Annotated in this window: 16 protein-coding genes; 5 read left to right on the top strand and 11 right to left on the bottom strand. The window is 70.6% G+C overall.

Annotation, left to right across the window (positions count from 1 at the left end; translation table 11 throughout):
• Positions 1-16: 16 nt before the first annotated feature.
• Both ACIPSJ_RS33150 and ACIPSJ_RS33145 read right to left on the bottom strand, forming a co-directional pair.
• On the bottom strand, positions 17-892 hold the full coding sequence (locus tag ACIPSJ_RS33150; RefSeq protein ID WP_359222924.1) for a PhzF family phenazine biosynthesis isomerase: 876 nt from the start codon (positions 890-892) through the stop codon (positions 17-19).
• Between the two features lie 55 nt (positions 893-947).
• Positions 948-1,289 carry a DUF2218 domain-containing protein gene (locus ACIPSJ_RS33145; RefSeq protein WP_365683098.1) on the bottom strand — a complete coding sequence of 114 codons (342 nt, stop codon included), beginning with the start codon at positions 1,287-1,289 and terminating at the stop codon, positions 948-950.
• A 613-nt stretch (positions 1,290-1,902) separates the two neighbouring features.
• On the opposite strand from ACIPSJ_RS33145, the gene ACIPSJ_RS33140 reads away from it, so the two are divergent.
• Positions 1,903-3,138, top strand: coding sequence for an acyl-CoA dehydrogenase family protein (locus tag ACIPSJ_RS33140; protein WP_359222920.1), 1,236 nt, complete (start codon positions 1,903-1,905; stop codon positions 3,136-3,138).
• 19 nt (positions 3,139-3,157) lie between these two features.
• On the opposite strand, the gene ACIPSJ_RS33135 is transcribed toward ACIPSJ_RS33140, so the two are convergent.
• The 5 genes from ACIPSJ_RS33135 to ACIPSJ_RS33115 are packed head-to-tail and all read right to left on the bottom strand — an operon-like array spanning position 3,158 to position 6,745.
• A complete protein-coding gene (locus ACIPSJ_RS33135; protein WP_355717982.1) occupies positions 3,158-3,748 on the bottom strand; it encodes a GAF domain-containing protein in 591 nt (196 codons plus the stop codon).
• 31 nt (positions 3,749-3,779) lie between these two features.
• The gene (locus tag ACIPSJ_RS33130; protein WP_359222917.1) at positions 3,780-4,382 is read right to left on the bottom strand and encodes an ATP/GTP-binding protein; all 603 of its coding nucleotides are present in this window, start codon (positions 4,380-4,382) and stop codon (positions 3,780-3,782) included.
• Positions 4,360-4,737, bottom strand: coding sequence for a DUF742 domain-containing protein (locus ACIPSJ_RS33125; protein WP_359222915.1), 378 nt, complete (start codon positions 4,735-4,737; stop codon positions 4,360-4,362). The genes ACIPSJ_RS33130 and ACIPSJ_RS33125 overlap by 23 nt, the downstream gene beginning before the upstream one ends.
• A 2-nt stretch (positions 4,738-4,739) precedes the next feature.
• Positions 4,740-5,168 (bottom strand): roadblock/LC7 domain-containing protein, encoded by a 429-nt coding sequence (locus ACIPSJ_RS33120; protein WP_359223020.1) that lies wholly within the window; start codon positions 5,166-5,168, stop codon positions 4,740-4,742.
• A 50-nt stretch (positions 5,169-5,218) separates the two neighbouring features.
• Positions 5,219-6,745, bottom strand: a complete 1,527-nt coding sequence (locus ACIPSJ_RS33115) for a sensor histidine kinase (RefSeq protein WP_401351357.1) — start codon at positions 6,743-6,745, stop codon at positions 5,219-5,221.
• A gap of 604 nt (positions 6,746-7,349) precedes the next feature.
• Here ACIPSJ_RS33115 and ACIPSJ_RS33110 point away from each other — a divergent pair.
• The 3 genes from ACIPSJ_RS33110 (at position 7,350) to ACIPSJ_RS33100 (ending at position 9,297) form a co-directional block, all read left to right on the top strand.
• Positions 7,350-7,724 carry a hypothetical protein gene (locus tag ACIPSJ_RS33110; protein ID WP_355717992.1) on the top strand — a complete coding sequence of 125 codons (375 nt, stop codon included), beginning with the start codon at positions 7,350-7,352 and terminating at the stop codon, positions 7,722-7,724.
• A 201-nt stretch (positions 7,725-7,925) separates the two neighbouring features.
• Positions 7,926-8,291 carry an ArsR/SmtB family transcription factor gene (locus ACIPSJ_RS33105; RefSeq protein ID WP_401351356.1) on the top strand — a complete coding sequence of 122 codons (366 nt, stop codon included), beginning with the start codon at positions 7,926-7,928 and terminating at the stop codon, positions 8,289-8,291.
• 175 nt (positions 8,292-8,466) lie between these two features.
• Positions 8,467-9,297, top strand: a complete 831-nt coding sequence (locus tag ACIPSJ_RS33100; RefSeq protein ID WP_359222909.1) for an alpha/beta hydrolase — start codon at positions 8,467-8,469, stop codon at positions 9,295-9,297.
• Positions 9,298-9,405: 108 nt separating this feature from the next.
• On the opposite strand, the gene ACIPSJ_RS33095 is transcribed toward ACIPSJ_RS33100, so the two are convergent.
• A complete protein-coding gene (locus tag ACIPSJ_RS33095; RefSeq protein WP_401351354.1) occupies positions 9,406-10,947 on the bottom strand; it encodes an MFS transporter in 1,542 nt (513 codons plus the stop codon).
• Between the two features lie 321 nt (positions 10,948-11,268).
• On the opposite strand from ACIPSJ_RS33095, the gene ACIPSJ_RS33090 reads away from it, so the two are divergent.
• Complete coding sequence (locus ACIPSJ_RS33090) at positions 11,269-11,979, top strand: hypothetical protein (RefSeq protein ID WP_401351353.1); 711 nt, start codon at positions 11,269-11,271, stop codon at positions 11,977-11,979.
• 12 nt (positions 11,980-11,991) lie between these two features.
• Here the strand turns inward: ACIPSJ_RS33090 and ACIPSJ_RS33085 are convergent, their stop codons facing one another.
• The 3 genes from ACIPSJ_RS33085 to ACIPSJ_RS33075 all read right to left on the bottom strand — a co-directional run bounded on the left by ACIPSJ_RS33085 (position 11,992) and on the right by ACIPSJ_RS33075 (position 17,039).
• A complete protein-coding gene (locus tag ACIPSJ_RS33085; RefSeq protein WP_401351352.1) occupies positions 11,992-12,987 on the bottom strand; it encodes an RNA polymerase sigma factor in 996 nt (331 codons plus the stop codon).
• The gene (gene uvrA / locus ACIPSJ_RS33080; protein ID WP_401351351.1) at positions 12,984-15,839 is read right to left on the bottom strand and encodes an excinuclease ABC subunit UvrA; all 2,856 of its coding nucleotides are present in this window, start codon (positions 15,837-15,839) and stop codon (positions 12,984-12,986) included. Before uvrA ends, ACIPSJ_RS33085 begins: the two co-directional genes overlap by 4 nt.
• 180 nt (positions 15,840-16,019) lie before the next feature.
• Positions 16,020-17,039, bottom strand: coding sequence for a LacI family DNA-binding transcriptional regulator (locus tag ACIPSJ_RS33075; protein WP_359219048.1), 1,020 nt, complete (start codon positions 17,037-17,039; stop codon positions 16,020-16,022).
• Between the last annotated feature and the right edge of the window lie 121 nt (positions 17,040-17,160).

The raw sequence follows: 17,160 nt of genomic DNA, 5'->3' as shown, positions 1-17,160 counted from the left end.
GCGGGACTGATCCCCGTCAGCCGATCCGAGCCCCGGTGCCGCTGACCCGGACACGCGGGTCGCCGGTGCGCAGGGTCACCGTGAGTTCGCCGGGACGGCCCAGGTCCTCGCCCTGGTGCAGGGTGAGGACGGCGTCCTCGGGGACCAGGCCCAGCTCGCGGACGTACGCGCCGAACGCGGCGGCCGCGGCGCCGGTCGCCGGGTCCTCGACGACGCCGCCGACGGGGAACGGGTCCCGGACGTGGAAGACGGTCGCCGACTCCCGCCACACCAGCTGCAGCGTGGTCAGGTCCAGGCGGTGCATCAGGGCTTCGAGGCGCGCGAAGTCGTAGGCGAGACCGGCGAGCCGGGCGCGGGTCGCCGCCGCGAGCACGAGATGGCGGGCGCCGGCGAACGCGATCCGCGGCGGGAAGCCCGGGTCCAGGTCGGCGGCCGGCCAGTCGAGCGCGGCCAGCGCCTCGGCGAGGTCGGCCTCGGCGATCTCCTCGGTGTGCGGCTCGACGCTGGTGAGCGTGGCCCGGACCGTCCCGTCCGCCACGGCCACCTCCACCGGCACGGTACCGGCGCGCGTCGCGAACACCAGCTCCCCGGGGCCGGTCCGCTCGGCGAGCGCGACGGCGGTCGCGATGGTGGCGTGCCCGCAGAACGGCACCTCCGCCTTGGGGCTGAAGTAGCGGATGGTGAACGCCCGACCCGCCGGGCCGCCGAGGCCCTCCGGGGGTGCGGTCAGGAACGCGGACTCGGAGTATCCGAGGTCGGCGGCGATGGCCAGCATGTCGCTGTCGTCCAGGGCGGAGGCGTCCAGGACGACACCGGCGGGGTTTCCCCCGTCGGGGGTGCTGGAGAAGGCGGTGTATCGCAGGACCTCGGGCCGCGGCGCGTTCGTCGTCATGATCTCGGCAACACGCGGCGGAGCCGGAGCTATTCCTGGCGGGTCCGGTGTCGGTTCAGTGGGGCATGGGCTCCTCGGAGTTGCGCTGGGCGGTGCCCGGTTCGCCGTTGTCGCGGTGCCACTCGACGACGAGTTCGTCCCGGGCGCCGAAGCGGACCAGGTGCCGGCCGACGACGCCCTCCAGGAGGTCGAGATGGGCCGGCTCCGCCTCCACGGCGAGCAGCAGCGCGCCGTCGGTGGCGGTGAGGGTGCCGGTGCCGCCGTTGTCGAAGGCGAGGGTGCCGGTGCCGCTCTCCTCGTCCCAGTCGGTCCGGGAGCGGCGGCCGAGATGCGAGGCGAGCTGCTTGGCGTAGCGGGCGGGGCGGTCGGTGGGGACACGGGCTTCGGAGCGGGCCATCCAGGGCTCCCGGGGTAGCGGCGGGTGTACGTCGACGGGCCCACGCTACGTCGGGAGGCGGGGCGGGGTGCCCTAGCGGGATCCGCAAGATATGGACTCGGCGCACGGACGCTCGCCAGGAAACCCAGGGAAGGGGATCGGACCGGAGGCGGTGTACGGGACCGGAGTGACACAGGTGACGCGTGGGGCGACTGCCTTCGGTTCGCCTCGTACGGCCGTGGCCGAATCCCTACCGGTCGACCGCCACGACCGTTCCGACGCGGCGCTCATATCGGCCAGACAGAACGTGACTGGTTGTCATCATGGAACGCCGTCTGTCCGTCGGGCAATTGCCTGATGGGCAGACGCCTGTCCAGACCGGACGGATCCTGTTCGTACTTGAGCCGAATCCCTCCGTGACATGCCGTAATGAGGACAACTTGCGCCCCATATCGCACAGTCGAAGCGGAATGCAAGGTGCCGCGTTTCAGTCAAAGTCGCGTTGCGATCTTGGCTGAGATCGGTCGATAAGTAGACAATAAATTGGGCGAACGACCTGGGGGAACAAAGAGCCACTGCCCGACGAACCACCTCCGGTTCCGTACCGACCCGGAGGCAGCGCGCAGGAGGGGTTGTGGAACGCTATTTCACTAGTGAGTGGCACGACGGCTTGCGGCATCGAGTGCGCGAGTTCGCCGAGCGGGAGGTGCGTCCGCGGATCGCGGAGATGGAGCGTTCGCGGGCCGTGGCCCACGAGCTCTCCGCCCTCATCGCCCGGCAGGGCTGGATCGGCGTCACCATCGGCACCGAGTACGGCGGGATGAGCGCCGGACATCTCGCCAAGACGATCATCATCGAGGAACTTGCCCGCGTCAGCGGCGCCATGGGGGCCATGGTGCAGGCCTCCCAGCTCGGCGTCGCCAAGATCATTCATTTCGGCGACGCACAGCAGAAGAGCACGTGGCTGCCGCGTATCGCCGCGGGCGACTGCCTGCCGACCATCGCCGTCACGGAACCGGAGTCGGGCGGCCATGTGCTGGGCATGGGCAGCACCGCGGTCCGCGACGGCGACGACTACATCCTCAACGGCCGCAAGGTCTTCGTCGGCAACAGCCATGTCGGCGACCTGCACGGGGTGGTCGTCAGGACCGGCGAGGGATCGCGAGGGCTGTCGGCCTTCCTGGTCGAGGCCGACCGCCCCGGCTTCTCGCTCGGCGAGCACCAGCCGGCCATGGGGCTGCACGGCTTCAGCTTCGGCGAGCTGATCTTCGACAACTGCCGGGTGCCGGCCGCGAACCTGCTCGGCGCGGAGGGCACGGGCCTGGCCGTCGCCTACTCGTCGAGCATCCTGTACGGCCGGCCCAACCTGACCGCGGTCTCCCTCGGCATCCACCAGGCCGTGTTCGAGGAGACGACCGCCCTGTGCATCGAGCGGGAACGCTACGGCGCGCCCCTGGGCGAACTCACCAACATCAAGCTCCGGCTCGGCCGGATGAAGTCGCGGCTGATGACCGCCAGACTGGCCGCCTATCACGCCGTACACCTGCTCGACCAGGGGTTGTCCTGCGACACCGAGCTGATGAACGCCAAGCTCCTCAACGTCGAGGCAGCCATCGAGTCCGCCCGTGACGGCATGGAGATCCACGCCGCCAGCGGCCTGTTCACCGACCGCCCGGTGGAGCGCTACCTGCGCGACGCCCATCACATCTACGCGCCCGCCGGCACCTCCGACATCCAGTTGCTGCGCCTGGGCGAGACCGCGCTCGGCACCGCCAAGGGCCAGTGGTCCGAGCGCCTGGCCGACCTCGTGCGCAGCGTGGCGCCGCGGCCGCGCGAAGAGCAGCTGGAAGCCGCCGGGCACGCGGGCTGAACCCCCTGCGCGCACCGGCTCAGATCCCTCCTCGCTCCTCCATCTCATGGATACGGTCGACCAGTTGCTGCGCCAGTGACTTGATGGTCGCCAGCCCCTCGCGCCCCCACGGGTGGGTCTCCGTGTCCACCACGCAGATCGTTCCCAGGGCCATCCCGGTCTTCCAGTCGATCAGGGGGGCGCCCATGTACGAGCGGATACCGATCTCGTCCACGACCCGGTTGCCCGCGAACCGCGGGTAGTCGCAGACGTCCTCGAGCACCAGGGCCTTCTTCCGCACGACGACGTGCGGGCAGTAGCCCTGGTCACGTGTCATCGTCCGGCCGACCTGGTTCTCCTGCGGCTCCAGCTGCACCCCGGGTCGGCCGGCCGCGTACAGGCCGGCGAAGTACTGGCGGTTCTCGTCGATGAAGTTGACCATCGAGAACGGTGCGCCGGTGACCTGCGCGAGGTTGCGCGCGAACTCGTCGAACTCCGGGATCGGGACGTCTCCGATGCCGAGCTCGCGCAGCCTGGCGACCCGGGCGGGGGCGTCCCGGTCGTCCGGCGTGAGCAGCAGATGGCGGGTCGGGTCGTACTGGGGCGTCTGGTAGGGAACCGGGGCAGACATGCAGGCTCCATTCGGCCGCGCTGAGGATGCCTCAGCGCAGCGGGTCAAGCTCCGCGGGCGGTGTGCCGGGAGTCGAGGCGAGAAGGTGCTGGAGGAGCGCGATCAACACGCGCGTTCCGGAGTTGCACTGGCGTGCGTCGCACGCCACCACGGGTACGTCGGGCTTGAGGTCGAGAGCCGAGCGGATCTCGTCGGACGTGTAGCGGTAGGAGCCGTCGAACTCGTTGACGGCGACGATGAATCCGATGCCCCGCCGTTCGAAGAAGTCGACCGCGGCGAAACAGTGGTCCAGCCGGCGGGTGTCGGCGAGCACGACCGCGCCCAGGGCGCCGTTGGACAGTTCGTCCCACATGAACCAGAACCGCTCCTGCCCGGGCGTGCCGAACAGGTACAGGACGTGGTCGCGGTCCAGGGACATCCGGCCGAAGTCCATCGCCACGGTGGTGGTCGACTTCCCCTCGATGCCCACCAGGCTGTCGGTACGGGCGCTGACCTGGGTCAGCAGCTCCTCGGTGCTCAGCGGCTCGATCTCGCTGACAGCTCCTACGAACGTGGTCTTGCCGACCCCGAAGCCACCGGCGATGAGGATCTTCAGCGCGGTGGGAAAGGGGTCAGAGCCGCTTGCGAAGGCCATGCAGCACCGTCTCCAGAAGGTGTCGGTCGGTGGGGGAACCCGCCAGGATGGCGCGCGGCGCACTCGTGGTCACCGCGCGGTGTGTGACGAGGTCGGACAGCAGGACTTTGGTGATGACGGCCGGCAGCTTCAGGTGCGCGGCCACCTCGGCGACGGACAGCGGCACGCCGCACAGGGCCAGCACCTGGTCGTGGTCGGGGCCGAGATAGGTCTTCGGCCGTTCACCCGTCGCCATGACCAGGGTGAGCAGGTCGAACTGCGACGAGGGGCGGGTACGTCCGTTGCTGACGGTGTAGGGCCGTATCAGCCGGCCCGCGTCGTCGTCGAGCCAGGCCCCGTCCTCCGCGTCCGACATGGTCAGCGCCCCGGATCGAGCGACGTGCCGGCCGCCTGCTGCCGGACGGGGGTCGCCAGGTACGGGCGGACGCTCTTGACCAGCATGGCCATCTCGTAGCCCAGCACGGCCGCGTCGGCCTCGCGGTCGGCCAGCACGGCCAGACAGGCGCCCGAGCCGGCCGCGCAGACGAACAGCAGAGCCGTGTCCAGCTCCACCACCACCTGCCGTACGTCGGCACCGTGGGCGAACTGCATGCCCGCGCTGCGCGCCAGCGAGTGGAGACCCGACGCGAGGGCGGCCAGGTGCTCCGCCTCGGCCACTGTTTCGAGCCCGTCGTACGCCTTCGCCAGTCCGTCGGAGGACAGCAGCAGGGCACTGCGGGTGAAGGGGACCCTCTGGATGAGTCCCGACAGGAGCCAGTCGAGGTTCTGCGACTGGCCGGCATGCATGTCGCTCACGGTGGCGTTCTTCTCCTTGTGTTGCGAGTCCAGAGCCTGCATCAGCGAGCGCTGTTGGTGGGGGGCTCGTCGGGTTCGTTGTCGGCGAGGCGGACCCCTCGCTGGAACATGGCCATCAGTCCCGGATCGTGCTCCGTCTCCTTCTCGTCGCCCGTGCGCACCGCGGGACCGTTGCGCAGTTCGGGCGCCAGGTGCTCCTGGGCGTGGCGCTGCGGGAGCTGCGGCCGGTCGTCACGGGGCGGGCCGCCGAGCTGGGGAGCGGGTACGTACGCCGGCGGCGCTCCGGCGCCGTGGCCGTGGCCGTGGCCGTGGCCGTACTGCTGGGCCGCGGGCGCCGGTCCGGCCGCGGCCTGCGTCTGGGCCGGCGGCAGCGGCTGGCGCAGGGCCGGCGGCGGGGCCACCGGGCGGCCGTGGGAGGCCTGCGCGGGAGGCTGCGGGACCGAGGGCATCCGGGCCTGCTGGGGCAGGTCGACGACCTGGTACTGGTCGGACGGGCCGTCGACCTCGTCGCCCAGCAGGGCGCGCGGCACGACCAGGATCGCCTGGACACCGCCGTAGATGTTGCTCTGCAGCCGGACCGCGATGCTGTGCCGGCGGGCCAGCGCGGACACCACGTACAGGCCGATACGGCCGTCGGCGAGCAGCTTGCTGAGGTCGATGTGGTCGGGCTCGGCGAGCAGCGAGTTGATCCGGGCCTGCTCCTCCAGGGGCATGCCCAGACCGCGGTCCTCGACCTCGATGGCGAGCCCGGCGGTCACCCGCTGGGCGCGCAGCAGGACCTGGGTGCCGGGCTCGGAGAACGTCGTGGCGTTCTCGACCAGTTCGGCGAGCAGGTGGATGACGTCGGCGACGGCGTGGCCGCGCAGCGTCCCCTCGATCGGCGGCACCAGCTTGACCCGGGAGTAGTGCTCGACCTCGGCGATCGAGGAGCGCAGCACCTCGGTCAGGGTCACCGGACGGGTCCACTGGCGGCGGGAGACCGAGCCGCCGAGCACGGCAACGTTCTCCGCGTGGCGGCGGATACGGGTGGCCAGGTGGTCGACGTGGAACAGGCCCTTGAGCAGCTCCGGGTCCTCGACCTCGTTCTCCAGCTGGTCGAGCATGTTGATGGCGCGGTGGACGAGCGACTGCAGACGCCGGGCGAGGTTCACGAAGACCTCGACCCGCTCCTCGCTCTCCTGCGCGTTCGTCGGGGCGTACTGCGCGCGCTGCACCACGGCGGTGCGGGCCTGCCAGAGGGCGACGCTCATCTCGTACCCGAGCGTCCCGAGCCGGTCGGTCCGGGACGGCGCGGGCAGGGTGAACGCGACCTGCTCCACCGGCTCGCCCCGCTCCAGCCGCTGCAGGGCATCCTGCAGGCCGGCCTGGCTCGCGGCGACGGTACGGCTCAGCGCCGCGTACTGCCGGGACGCCGTCCGGTCCGCCGTGCGGCCGGCCCGTACGGCCGCAGCCAGCACTCCGCAGCCGATCACGGCGCCGACGCCGAGCACCGTCCAGGTGGCCGCGTCGGCGGTGCCCCGCTGGGCCTTGAGGACGAAGACGAGCAGGACGGCGGCGAGGACCGCCATGGACAGCGCGGGAAGGACCGCGAGGCGAACCGTACGGGACCGAGTGGCCGATTCTGTCGGTTCGTCCTGGGCGGGAGGCCTGGCGTGCCTGTTGTGAACCGAGCCCGGCACGGTCATCCGACCAGGTCCCGAACGCCCTGCATGAGTCGCGGTTTCGGACATGGAGCCCTCTCGATGAACCAGTTCGGAGACACAGCGTGCAGCGCAAACAAACTGTCAACTCCCGTCCAGAAGTGGACAGTTATCAGGCCAGCAACCCTACGCCACAGACCCCTATGTGACGTAATCAGATCACCACGGAAACGGAACCTTCACTTGCCGAAACGATTCCCTGGTGACACTCCCCCGCCGGCACCCTGACCGGAATCGGGGTGAGCGACCCTTTTGCACCCTTCGGCACCGCTTCCTCGGAGAACGTCAACCTCGGTCTCTCGCCCAACAGTTGGCGTCACCCGAACGGACAGACAGCGCGACTTCTCGACCATCATGGGGCAGCCCCGGACACGCCGACCCCGGGAACCCCGCCCGCCCCTACGGTCCATGCATCGGACGGACCGGCCGGGGCCGGTCCGTCGCAACGGCTACCGAAGGGGAGGACGCCGCCATGGCGAGCGTGGAAGTGTCACTGAAGGAAATGATGGCCGGGGTCGAGGGGGCGATGGGCGCCGCCGTCGTCGACTACACCAGCGGGATGGCGCTGGGGACGCTGGGCGGGGGCAAGGACCTCGACCTGACGATCGCCGCGGCCGGGAACACGGACGTGATCCGGGCCAAGGTGCGCACCATGGAGGAGCTGGGCCTCAAGGGCCGGATCGAGGACATCCTGATCACGCTGGAGAAGCAGTACCACCTCATCCGCCTGATCACCGGGCGCAGCGGGAACGGCCTGTTCCTCTACCTGGTGCTCGACAAGGCCCGCTCGAACCTGGCGATGGCCCGCCACCAGCTCAAGCGGGTCGAGGAACAGCTCGAGGTCTAGCGACGACGCGGCGCCCGGGGTTTCGTGCGCCCACGATGTGAAAACTTCTTCAAGTGACCACATCAGCATGATCCCAATTCACGCCTGCACCGGGCCACGGGCGGCAAGGATCGGCTGTGCAGGGCCGATGCGGCGGTGTCGCGAGGCGCCGCCGCACCCCGGCGGCCCCACCCCACCCGACCCGGCAGAGAGCGAGCTGTCATGCAAGTCCCCCTGTACCAGGCCAAGGCGGACTTCTTCCGCATGCTCGGGCACCCCGTACGGATCAGGGTCCTGGAACTGCTCCAGCACGGACCGGTCCCGGTACGGGACCTGCTCGCCGACATCGAGATCGAGCCGTCCAGCCTCTCCCAGCAGCTGGCCGTGCTGCGCCGGTCCGGCATCGTGGTCTCCATCCGGGAGGGATCCACGGTCAGCTACGCCCTGGCAGGCGGCGATGTCGCGGAACTCCTGCGTGCGGCCCGCCGTATCCTCACCGAACTGCTGGACGGGCAGAACGTCCTGCTCGCCGAACTGCGGCAGGCCGACGCGTCCGTCCGGCCGGTGTCCGCCGACAGCCGCGGCTGAGCCGCGCCCGGATGCGCCCCGACCGCAAGTACCGCGCCCGGATGTGCCGCGCGCGGCCCGGGCGTAGGCTGGGCGGGTACTTCCGGACCGCGCCCCGAGGGCGTGCATTCGTCGGTCCCGCGTGCCCGGACCTCTGTCTCGCCGGGGCGCACCCCGAGCGAGCGGAGGACAAGCGATGGGGACAGTCACCACGGGCGACGGCACCACTCTCTTCTACAAGGACTGGGGCCCGCGCGACGGGCAGCCGATCGTCTTCCACCACGGATGGCCGCTGAGCGCCGACGACTGGGACAACCAGATGTTGTTCTTCCTGTCGCACGGCTACCGCGTCATCGCCCACGACCGCCGGGGGCACGGCCGCTCCACCCAGACCGCCGGCGGCCACGACATGGACACCTACAGCGACGACGTGATCGCGCTCGCGGCGGCGCTCGACCTGCGGGACGCCGTGCACATCGGCCACTCCACCGGCGGCGGCGAGGTCACCCGCTACGTGGCCCGCGCCGAACCGGGCCGGGTCGCCAAGGCCGTGCTGGTGGGCGCCGTACCGCCCCTCATGCTCAAGACGGACGCCAACCCGGGCGGCCTGCCCATGGAGGTCTTCGACGGCTTCCGCGCCGGGGTGGCCGGCAATCGCTCGCAGTTCTTCATCGACGTGCCCTCGGGACCGTTCTACGGCTTCAACCGCCCCGGCGCGCAGGTGTCCCAGGGCCTGATCGACAACTGGTGGCGGCAGGGCATGATGGGCGCGGCCAACGCCCACTACGAATGCGTCAAGGCGTTCTCCGAGACCGACTTCACCGAGGACCTCCGGCAGATCGAGGTACCGGTCCTCGTCGCCCACGGCACCGACGACCAGGTCGTCCCGTACGAGGACTCGGCGCCGCTGACCGTGCAACTCCTCAAGAACGGCACGCTCAAGAGCTACGAGGGCCTTCCGCACGGCATGCTCACCACCCGGCCCGAGGTCCTCAACCCCGACATCCTGGAGTTCGTGCGCTCCTGACCGCGGCCGCCGGCAGGTGTCGCGGCAAGGGCACGCGGCGCGCGGGCCGTCGGGTCCCGGCGGGACCCGCGGAGGAAGGAACCCGCGCACCGCGTGCCGTTCGCGGGGTCAGCCCAGGTGGACCGCGGGGGCGCCGTCCTCGGCGTGCTGACGCGGAGCGGTGGCGGCCGCCGCGGTGACGAGCAGGCCCGCGAGGAACATGGCGGCCGCGGCGGCGAAGGCCACGGTGTAGCCGTGGGTCAGGGCGTCGGCCGCGCGGGCCACCAGGCCGAAGTCCTGGGCGGCGAGGCCTCGGTAGAGCGTGGTGGCCGCGTCGGGGACCTTGTCGTCCGCGGCCGAGGTGGCGATCGTCGACAGCACGGCCAGGCCGAGCGCGCCGCCGATCTGCTGGGCGGTGTTCAGCAGGGCCGACGCGATCCCCGTGTCGTGGCGGTCGACGCCGCTCACCGCGCCGAGCGTCATCGGCACGAAGCTCGCGCCCAGGCCGAGGGAGGTCACGAACATCGCGGGCATCAGGTGCGCGGTGTAGGAGGAGCCGGGTTCCAGGGTGGCGAACCAGAACATGCCGGCGGCCGCCACCAGCAGCCCCGGACCGGCGATCAGCCGGGGGGCGACATGGGTGACGAGCTTGGAGCTGATGCCTGCCGCCGCCGCCATGCCGAAGCTGAAGGGCAGATAGGCGAAGCCGGTCCTGACCGGGCTGTAGCCGAGGATCAGCTGCATGTACAGCGTCAGGAAGTAGAAGGTGGCGAACATGCCGGCGCCGATGAACAGCATCGTGGTGTAACTGCCGGAGCGGTTGCGGTCCTTGAGCAGACGCAACGGCATCATCGGGTCCGCGCCGCGGGCCTGCAGGACGAGGAAGGCGGCGAGCAGCGCGGCCGCTCCCGCGAAGGAGGCCAGGGTCAGTGCGTCGGTCCAGCCGTGCTCACCGCCCCTGGTGATGCCGTAGACCAGGGAGATCAGGCCGCCGGTGCCGGTGACGGCGCCGGGCACGTCCAGGCGGCCGGGGTGGCGGTCCGCCTCGACGAGGGTCCTGGTGCCGGCGAGGACCGCGACGCCGATGGGGATGTTCACGAAGAACACCCAGCGCCAGTCGAGGAGATCGGTGAGGGTGCCGCCCAGCAGCAGGCCGACGGTGGCTCCGACGCCGCCCATCGCGGCGTACACGCCCATCGCGGTGTTGCGCGGCTTGCCCTGCGGGAACGTGGTGGTGATCAGCGCGAGGGCACTGGGCGCGGCGAGCGCGGCTCCGACGCCCTGCAGGATCCGGGCGGCGATCAGCAGGCCCTCGGCCGGAGCCAGCCCGCCGAGCAGCGAGGCCAGGGTGAAGACGGCTATGCCGGCCCGGAACATCCGCCGCCGCCCGAACAGGTCACCGGCCCGCCCGCCGAGCAGCAGCAGCCCGCCGAAGGCCAGGGCATAGGAGTTGACGATCCAGGCGAGGTTCGCGTCGGTGACGTCCAGGTCGGTCTGGATGGCCGGGAGCGCGATGTTGGTGATGGTGGCGTCGAGGACGACCATCAGCTGGGCGGCGGCGATGACGAACAGCGCCAGTCCGAGATGCCGGCCCCGGACGGGCGGTGTGTTCGACGTATCGGCCGGTGTGACGGCCGGCGCCACGCTGTCCGTGGGCATGTCTGTGGACATGGGAGAAGGCTCCGTAAAGGGGTCGCTGGTGGAATGGAGACTGCGAGGAGAACGCGTCGTCGCGAAATGCGCAGCGCCATGAGAAAACGCCGAGACGCCTGCGGCGGAGAGAAACCTAGCATCACCGAAGGACCGGCTCGGACCAATTCAGGACGGTGAAAATCACGCTTGACATGGGGAGTTGACCTGTGGGCACAAGAAATTGAATCGGCTACTCACAGCTTTCCGGAAAATGCAAGTAATGGCCTACGGAGTTCCCTCCCTTCGCCCCTGAGCCCGTGATCACGTCGCCGGTGCCGGGCTGCTGTTAGGGTCCGGGTCATGGAGACCCCCTGGCTGTCCGCGGACGAGCTGCGTGCCTGGCGTGCCTTCAGAGATCTCACGCTGGTCATGGAGGACACCCTCGATCAGCAGCTCCGCCACGACTCGGGTCTCAGTCATCTGCAGTACTCCGTACTGGTGTTCCTCTCCGAGGCGCCCGAAGGCCGGCTCCGGATGACCGATCTCGCCGAGAACCTCAAGTACGGCTTCGGCTACCTGAGGAAGCTGCTCGCGCAGAACCCGAAGTTCGTGCGCGGCACCCAGGACTCCTCCGACCTGGTCGGCACCGGTGACTACGTCGCCGACTTCGGCAGCGGCGGCAGCGCGAGCGGCCTGTCGCAGGTGACGCTCCCGAAGCGGTCCCCCTGGGTCGCCTGGCCCCAGACCGGCGCCATCCTGAAGAACGCCCCGCACCAGGCCGCCGCCAAGCTCTACCTGAGCTGGATCCTCTCCAAGGACGCCCAGACCCACGACATCGGCACCTGGAGCAGCCGCACCGACGTCGCCCCGCCGGCCGGCCGCAAGGGCATCTTCGACTACAAGAACATGAACCCGCTCGGCCTCGGCGCGTTCATGAGCGACCGCACCGCCCTGGACCGCTACAAGGCCCGCGTCAACCTGTACGTCGGCGACGTCCAGGGCGTGAACCCCTCGGACCCGAAGGGCGTCCTGGGTCTGTACCCGGTCTCCCAGAACGGCGCCCAGGGCTGAACAGCCTCGGGCTCAGGAGCCGTCGAGGTAGTCCCGCAGTACCTGTGAGCGGGACGGGTGGCGGAGCTTGGTCATGGTCTTGGCCTCGATCTGGCGGATGCGTTCCCGGGTGACGCCGTAGACCTGTCCGATCTCCTCCAGGGTGCGCGGGCGGCCGTCGGTGAGTCCGTAGCGCAGCGCGACGATGCCCGCCTCGCGGGCGGTCATGCCGGTGAGCAAGCCGCGGATGGTGTCCTGGAGGAGGTGGTGGGTGACGGCCTCCCAGGGGGCGGGCGAGTCGGTGTCCTCGATGAGGTCGCCGAACTCACCGTCCCCGTCCTCGCTGAGGCGGGCGTGCAGGGAGACGGGTTCCTTGGTGTAGGCGTCCAGTTCGAGGAGCCGTTCCACGGTGATCTCGGCGCGCTCGGCGAGCCGCTCCGGTGCCGGCGCGGTGCCCGTCTCCCGGGTCAGTTCCCGGCGGGCGCGCGCCACCCGGTTGATCACCTCCACGGTGTGCACCGGGATGCGGATGGTGCGGCTCTGGTCGGCCAGGGCACGGGTGACGGCCTGTTTGATCCACCAGGTCGCGTAGGTGGAGAACTTGAAGCCCTTGGCGTAGTCGAACTTCTCCACCGCGCGGATGAGACCGGCGTTGCCCTCCTGGACGAGGTCGAGCAGGTCCAGCCCGCGGCCGGTGAAGCGCTTGGCCACGGAGACGACCAGCCGGAGGTTGGCCTCGGTCAGGTGCTCCTTGGCCCGCCGGCCGTCCGCGGCGAGGGCCGCCAGTTCCTCCTCGCGGTACCGGAAGTCCCCCTCCTCCAGCAGCCGTTCGGCGTACAGGCCCGCCTCGACGCGCCGGGCGATGTCCACTTCCTGTTCGGCGGTGAGCAGCCGGACCCGGGCGATGAGACGCAGGTAGTCCTTCACCGGGTCGGTACTGCCGCCCTCCGCCGACAACAGCGGCTCGGGGCCGTCGGCTTCGTCGTCGTACGACAGGACCTCCCGCGTGCTCTGCGCCACGGCGCTCACGCGACCGCCTCCTTCAGCAGCGGGCCGAGGAACCGGCCGGTGTGCGAGTCCGGGTGGGCAGCGATCTGTTCCGGGGTGCCCTCGGCGATGACCTGTCCGCCGCGCCGGCCGCCCTCGGGACCCATGTCGATCAGCCAGTCGGCCGTCTTGACCACGTCGAGGTGGTGCTCGATGACCACCACCGTGTTCCCGCCGTCGACGAGCCGCTGCAACGCCGTCAGCAGCCGCTCCACGTCGGCGGTGTGCAGTCCGGTGGTGGGCTCGTCCAGCACGTAGAGGGTGCGTCCCCCGGTACGGCGCTGCAACTCGGCGGCGATCTTGACCCGTTGGGCCTCGCCGCCGGACAGGGTGGTGGCCGGCTGGCCGAGCCGCACATAGCCGAGTCCCACGTCGTGCAGGGTGCGCAGATGGCGGGCGATGATCCGGTGGCCCTCGAAGAAGTCCAGGCCCTCCGCCACGGTCATCGCGAGCACGTCGGCGATGGACCGGCCCCGGTACCGCACGTCGAGCGTCTCGCGGTTGTACTGGGCGCCCTGGCAGACCTCGCACGGCACGTACACGTCGGGCAGGAAGTTCATCTCCACCTTGACGGTGCCGTCGCCGTGGCAGTGTTCGCAGCGGCCGCCTTTGACGTTGAAGGAGAAGCGGCCCGGCTGGTAGCCGCGCAGCTTGGCCTCGGGGGTCTGTGCGAACAGCCTGCGCAGGTGGTCGAGGACACCGGTGTAGCCGGCGGGGCTGGAGCGGGGGCTGCGGCCGATGGGTGCCTGGTCGACCTGGACGACCTTGTCGAGGTGCTCGACGCCGGTGAGGGCGCGGTGGCGGCCGGGCGCCCGGTGCGCGCGGTGCAGGTGGCGGGCCAGGGCGGTGTGCAGGACGTCGTTGACGAGGGTGGACTTGCCGGAGCCGGAGACGCCGGTGACCGCGGTGAACAGGCCGAGCGGGAAGGACACGGTGGTGCCGCGCAGGTTGTGCTCGGCGGCCTCGTGCACGGTGAGCAGGCGGTCCGGCCGCGGGGGCCGTCGCCGGGCGGGCACGGGGACGGCACGCCGTCCGGACAGATAGGCCCCGGTGACGGACTCGGGATGCGCCGCCAGCTCCGCGACGGTCCCCGAGTGCACGATGCGGCCGCCTTCCGTCCCGGCGCCCGGCCCGATGTCGACGACCCAGTCGGCGACCCGCAGGGTCTCCTCGTCGTGCTCGACGACGATCACGCTGTTGCCGCGGTCGCGCAGCCGCTTCAGCGTCTCGATCAGCCGCTGGTTGTCACGCTGGTGCAGTCCGACGGACGGTTCGTCGAGGACGTACAGCACTCCGGTCAGCCCGGCGCCGATCTGGGTGGCCAGCCGGATCCGCTGGGCCTCGCCGCCGGAGAGGGAGGCCGCCGGGCGGTCCAGGGAGAGGTAGTCGAGACCGACGTCCAGCAGGAACCGCAGCCGCTCACCGATCTCGGCGAGCACGGCCCGCGCGATCCGCCGCTCGCTCCCGGTCAGTTCCAGCGCGCCCATGGCGGCGGCGAGCCGGTCGAGCGGCAGCGCGGCCGTCTCGGCGATGCTCCGCCCGCCCACGGTCACGGCCAGGACTCCGGGCACCAGCCGGGCGCCCCCGCAGGCCGCGCACGGCACCTCCCGCAGATACCCGGTGAACCGGCTCCGGGCGGTGTCGGCGGCGACCGCCTCGCCATGACGGCGTTCGATGTGCGGGACGACACCCTCGAAGCGGCTCAGGTGCGAGCGTTCGCGGCCGAAGCGGTTGCGGTACGACAGCCGCAGCGGCCGTTCGGTGCCGTACAGGACCATCTTCCTGGCGTCGGGCGGCAGTTCGCGCCAGGGAGTGGCGGTGCTGAACCCGGCTTCGGCGGCCAGGGCTTCCAGCAGCAGGGTGAAGTAGTCGGCGCCGCTGGTGTCCGTCCACGGCGCGACGGCGCCCTCGGCCAGGGACTTGCTGTCGTCCGGGACCACGAGTGACGGGTCGACCTGGGTGCGGGAGCCCAGTCCCGCGCAGTCGGGGCAGGCACCCCAGGGCGCGTTGAAGGAGAACAACCGGGGTTCGAGCGCGGGCAGGCCGATCTCGTGGGAGCGCGGGCAGGCCATCTCCTCCGAGAACATCAACTCCCTTTCCGCATCGTCGGGTTCACGGTCCACGAACTCGACTCGGACGACTCCGCCGGCCAGCCCCAGGGCGGTCTCGACGGACTCGGTCAGCCGCTGCCGTATCCCCGGCGCGACGGCCAGCCGGTCCACGACGACGTCGATGGAGTGGCGCCTGCGCGGATCCGGGGCGGGTGGCGTGGTGAGCGCGTACACGGTGCCGTCGACGCGGACGCGACTGAACCCGTCCGTGACCAACTGCCGGAAGACCTCGGCGTGTTCACCCTTACGGTCGCGGACCACGGGGGCGAGCAGCTGGAAGCGGGTGCCCTCCCCGCTGCTCAGCAGCCGGTCGACGATGCGCTGCGGGGTCTGCCGGCTGACCGGCTCGCCGCACTCGGGGCAGTGCGGACGGCCGATCCGGGCGTAGAGCAGCCGCAGGTGGTCGTACACCTCGGTGAGGGTGCCGACCGTGGAGCGCGGGTTGCGTCCGGTCGTCTTCTGGTCGATGGCGATCGCCGGGGACAGTCCCTCCACGGCGTCGACATCGGGCTTGTCCAGCTGCCCCAGGAATTGCCGTGCGTACGCGGACAGCGATTCGACATAACGCCGCTGCCCTTCCGCGAATATGGTGTCGAACGCCAGGCTCGACTTACCGGAACCGGAAACACCCGTAAAAACGACGAGCGAGTCCCTCGGGAATTCCACGGACACGTCTCGGAGATTGTGCTGACGGGCGCCTTTGACGACGAGTCGGTTGCTCACTCATTCGAGGCTACCACCGCGAAACCGCCGTATAAGGCCGCCCAGAAGCGCTTTTCACATGTGAGGAACATCGCGCTTGACAGGCATTCCCGCACTGTGAGCAAAGAATCCGGGTCGCGGACTTCCACCCTCGGACATCCATTCTCCGGGGCCGCGCATTCGGGTCCGACCGGCGTCCGGTCAGCCCAGTCGGCACACCGACTGACGGATCACCAGCTGGGTGCTCAGGACCACGTGGTCGTCGCCGGTGATGCGTTCCGTGTTGTCCAGGGCCAGCCGCACCGCCGTACGGCCCAGGTCCTCGTACGGGACCCGGATCGAGGTGAGCGAGGGGACGAGGTCCGCGGCGAAGGGCACGTCGTCGAAGCCGACCACCGAGACGTCGGCGGGGACGTCCAGTCCGGCGTCGCGGAGTGCGGCGAGCGCGCCGAGGGCGACCATGTCGGTGCCCGCGATGACGGCGGTGAAGTCCACCCCCGCCTTCAGCGCGTCCCGGGTGCGCTGGTAGCCGGAGACTCGGGTGTACTCACCGGGCACGTCGAGTTCCTCGGCGTACGGCAGTCCGTGGGCGCGCAAGGCGTGCAGGTAGCCCTCCCGGCGTTGCAGGCCGGTGCTCAGCCGGGGATCGGCGCCGAGGAAGAGGGCGCGCCGGTGGCCCTGGACGAAGACATGGTCGGCGGCCTGGAAGCCGCCGCCGCGGTTGTCGTAGTCCACGACGGTCACCGGCAGGTTCCCGGGCAGGGGCGGGCGGCCCACCAGAACCAGCCGGGATCCGGCGGCGTCCAGGGCGCGCGCGTACTCGGCCATGCGCTGGAAGTAGGCCTCGTCCTGCACCGTGCCGCCCACGAGTACGACCGCCGCCGCGTGCTGCTCACGCATCAGCTGCACCAGGGCGTCCTCCCGCTCCGGGTCCCCGTGCGTGGCACAGACCAGGCTCAGCCGGCCCCGCAGCGCCGCCTCCTGTTCGACCCCGGCGGCGACATGGGCCAGCGAGGGCCCGGTGATGTCCCGCAGGACCAGGGCGATGGGGCCGGCGACCTGCCCGGAGAGCGCCTTGGCGTGGACGTTCACCACATAGTGGAGCTCGTCCACCGCGGCCATGACCCGTTCCCGGGTGGCGGTGGAGACGGGGTAGTTGCCCGCCAGTGTCCTGGAAACGGTTGCTACCGAGACACCGGCCCGCTCGGCGACGTCGCGGATGGTGCTGGGGCGATCACCATCTGCGGCCCTCTTCCGCCGGCGCCTGGCCGTACCAGTCTCTTGACCCGCACCGGAGTCTTTTCCATTCACCGTCACACCGCGACGTTACTGCATCCAGCCC

It is taken from the genome of Streptomyces sp. NPDC090088, assembly GCF_044747345.1.
GTDB lineage: Bacteria > Actinomycetota > Actinomycetes > Streptomycetales > Streptomycetaceae > Streptomyces.
The sequence above is the reverse complement of the archived record's forward strand: the minus strand, read 5'-3'. Positions and strand labels throughout refer to the sequence as shown.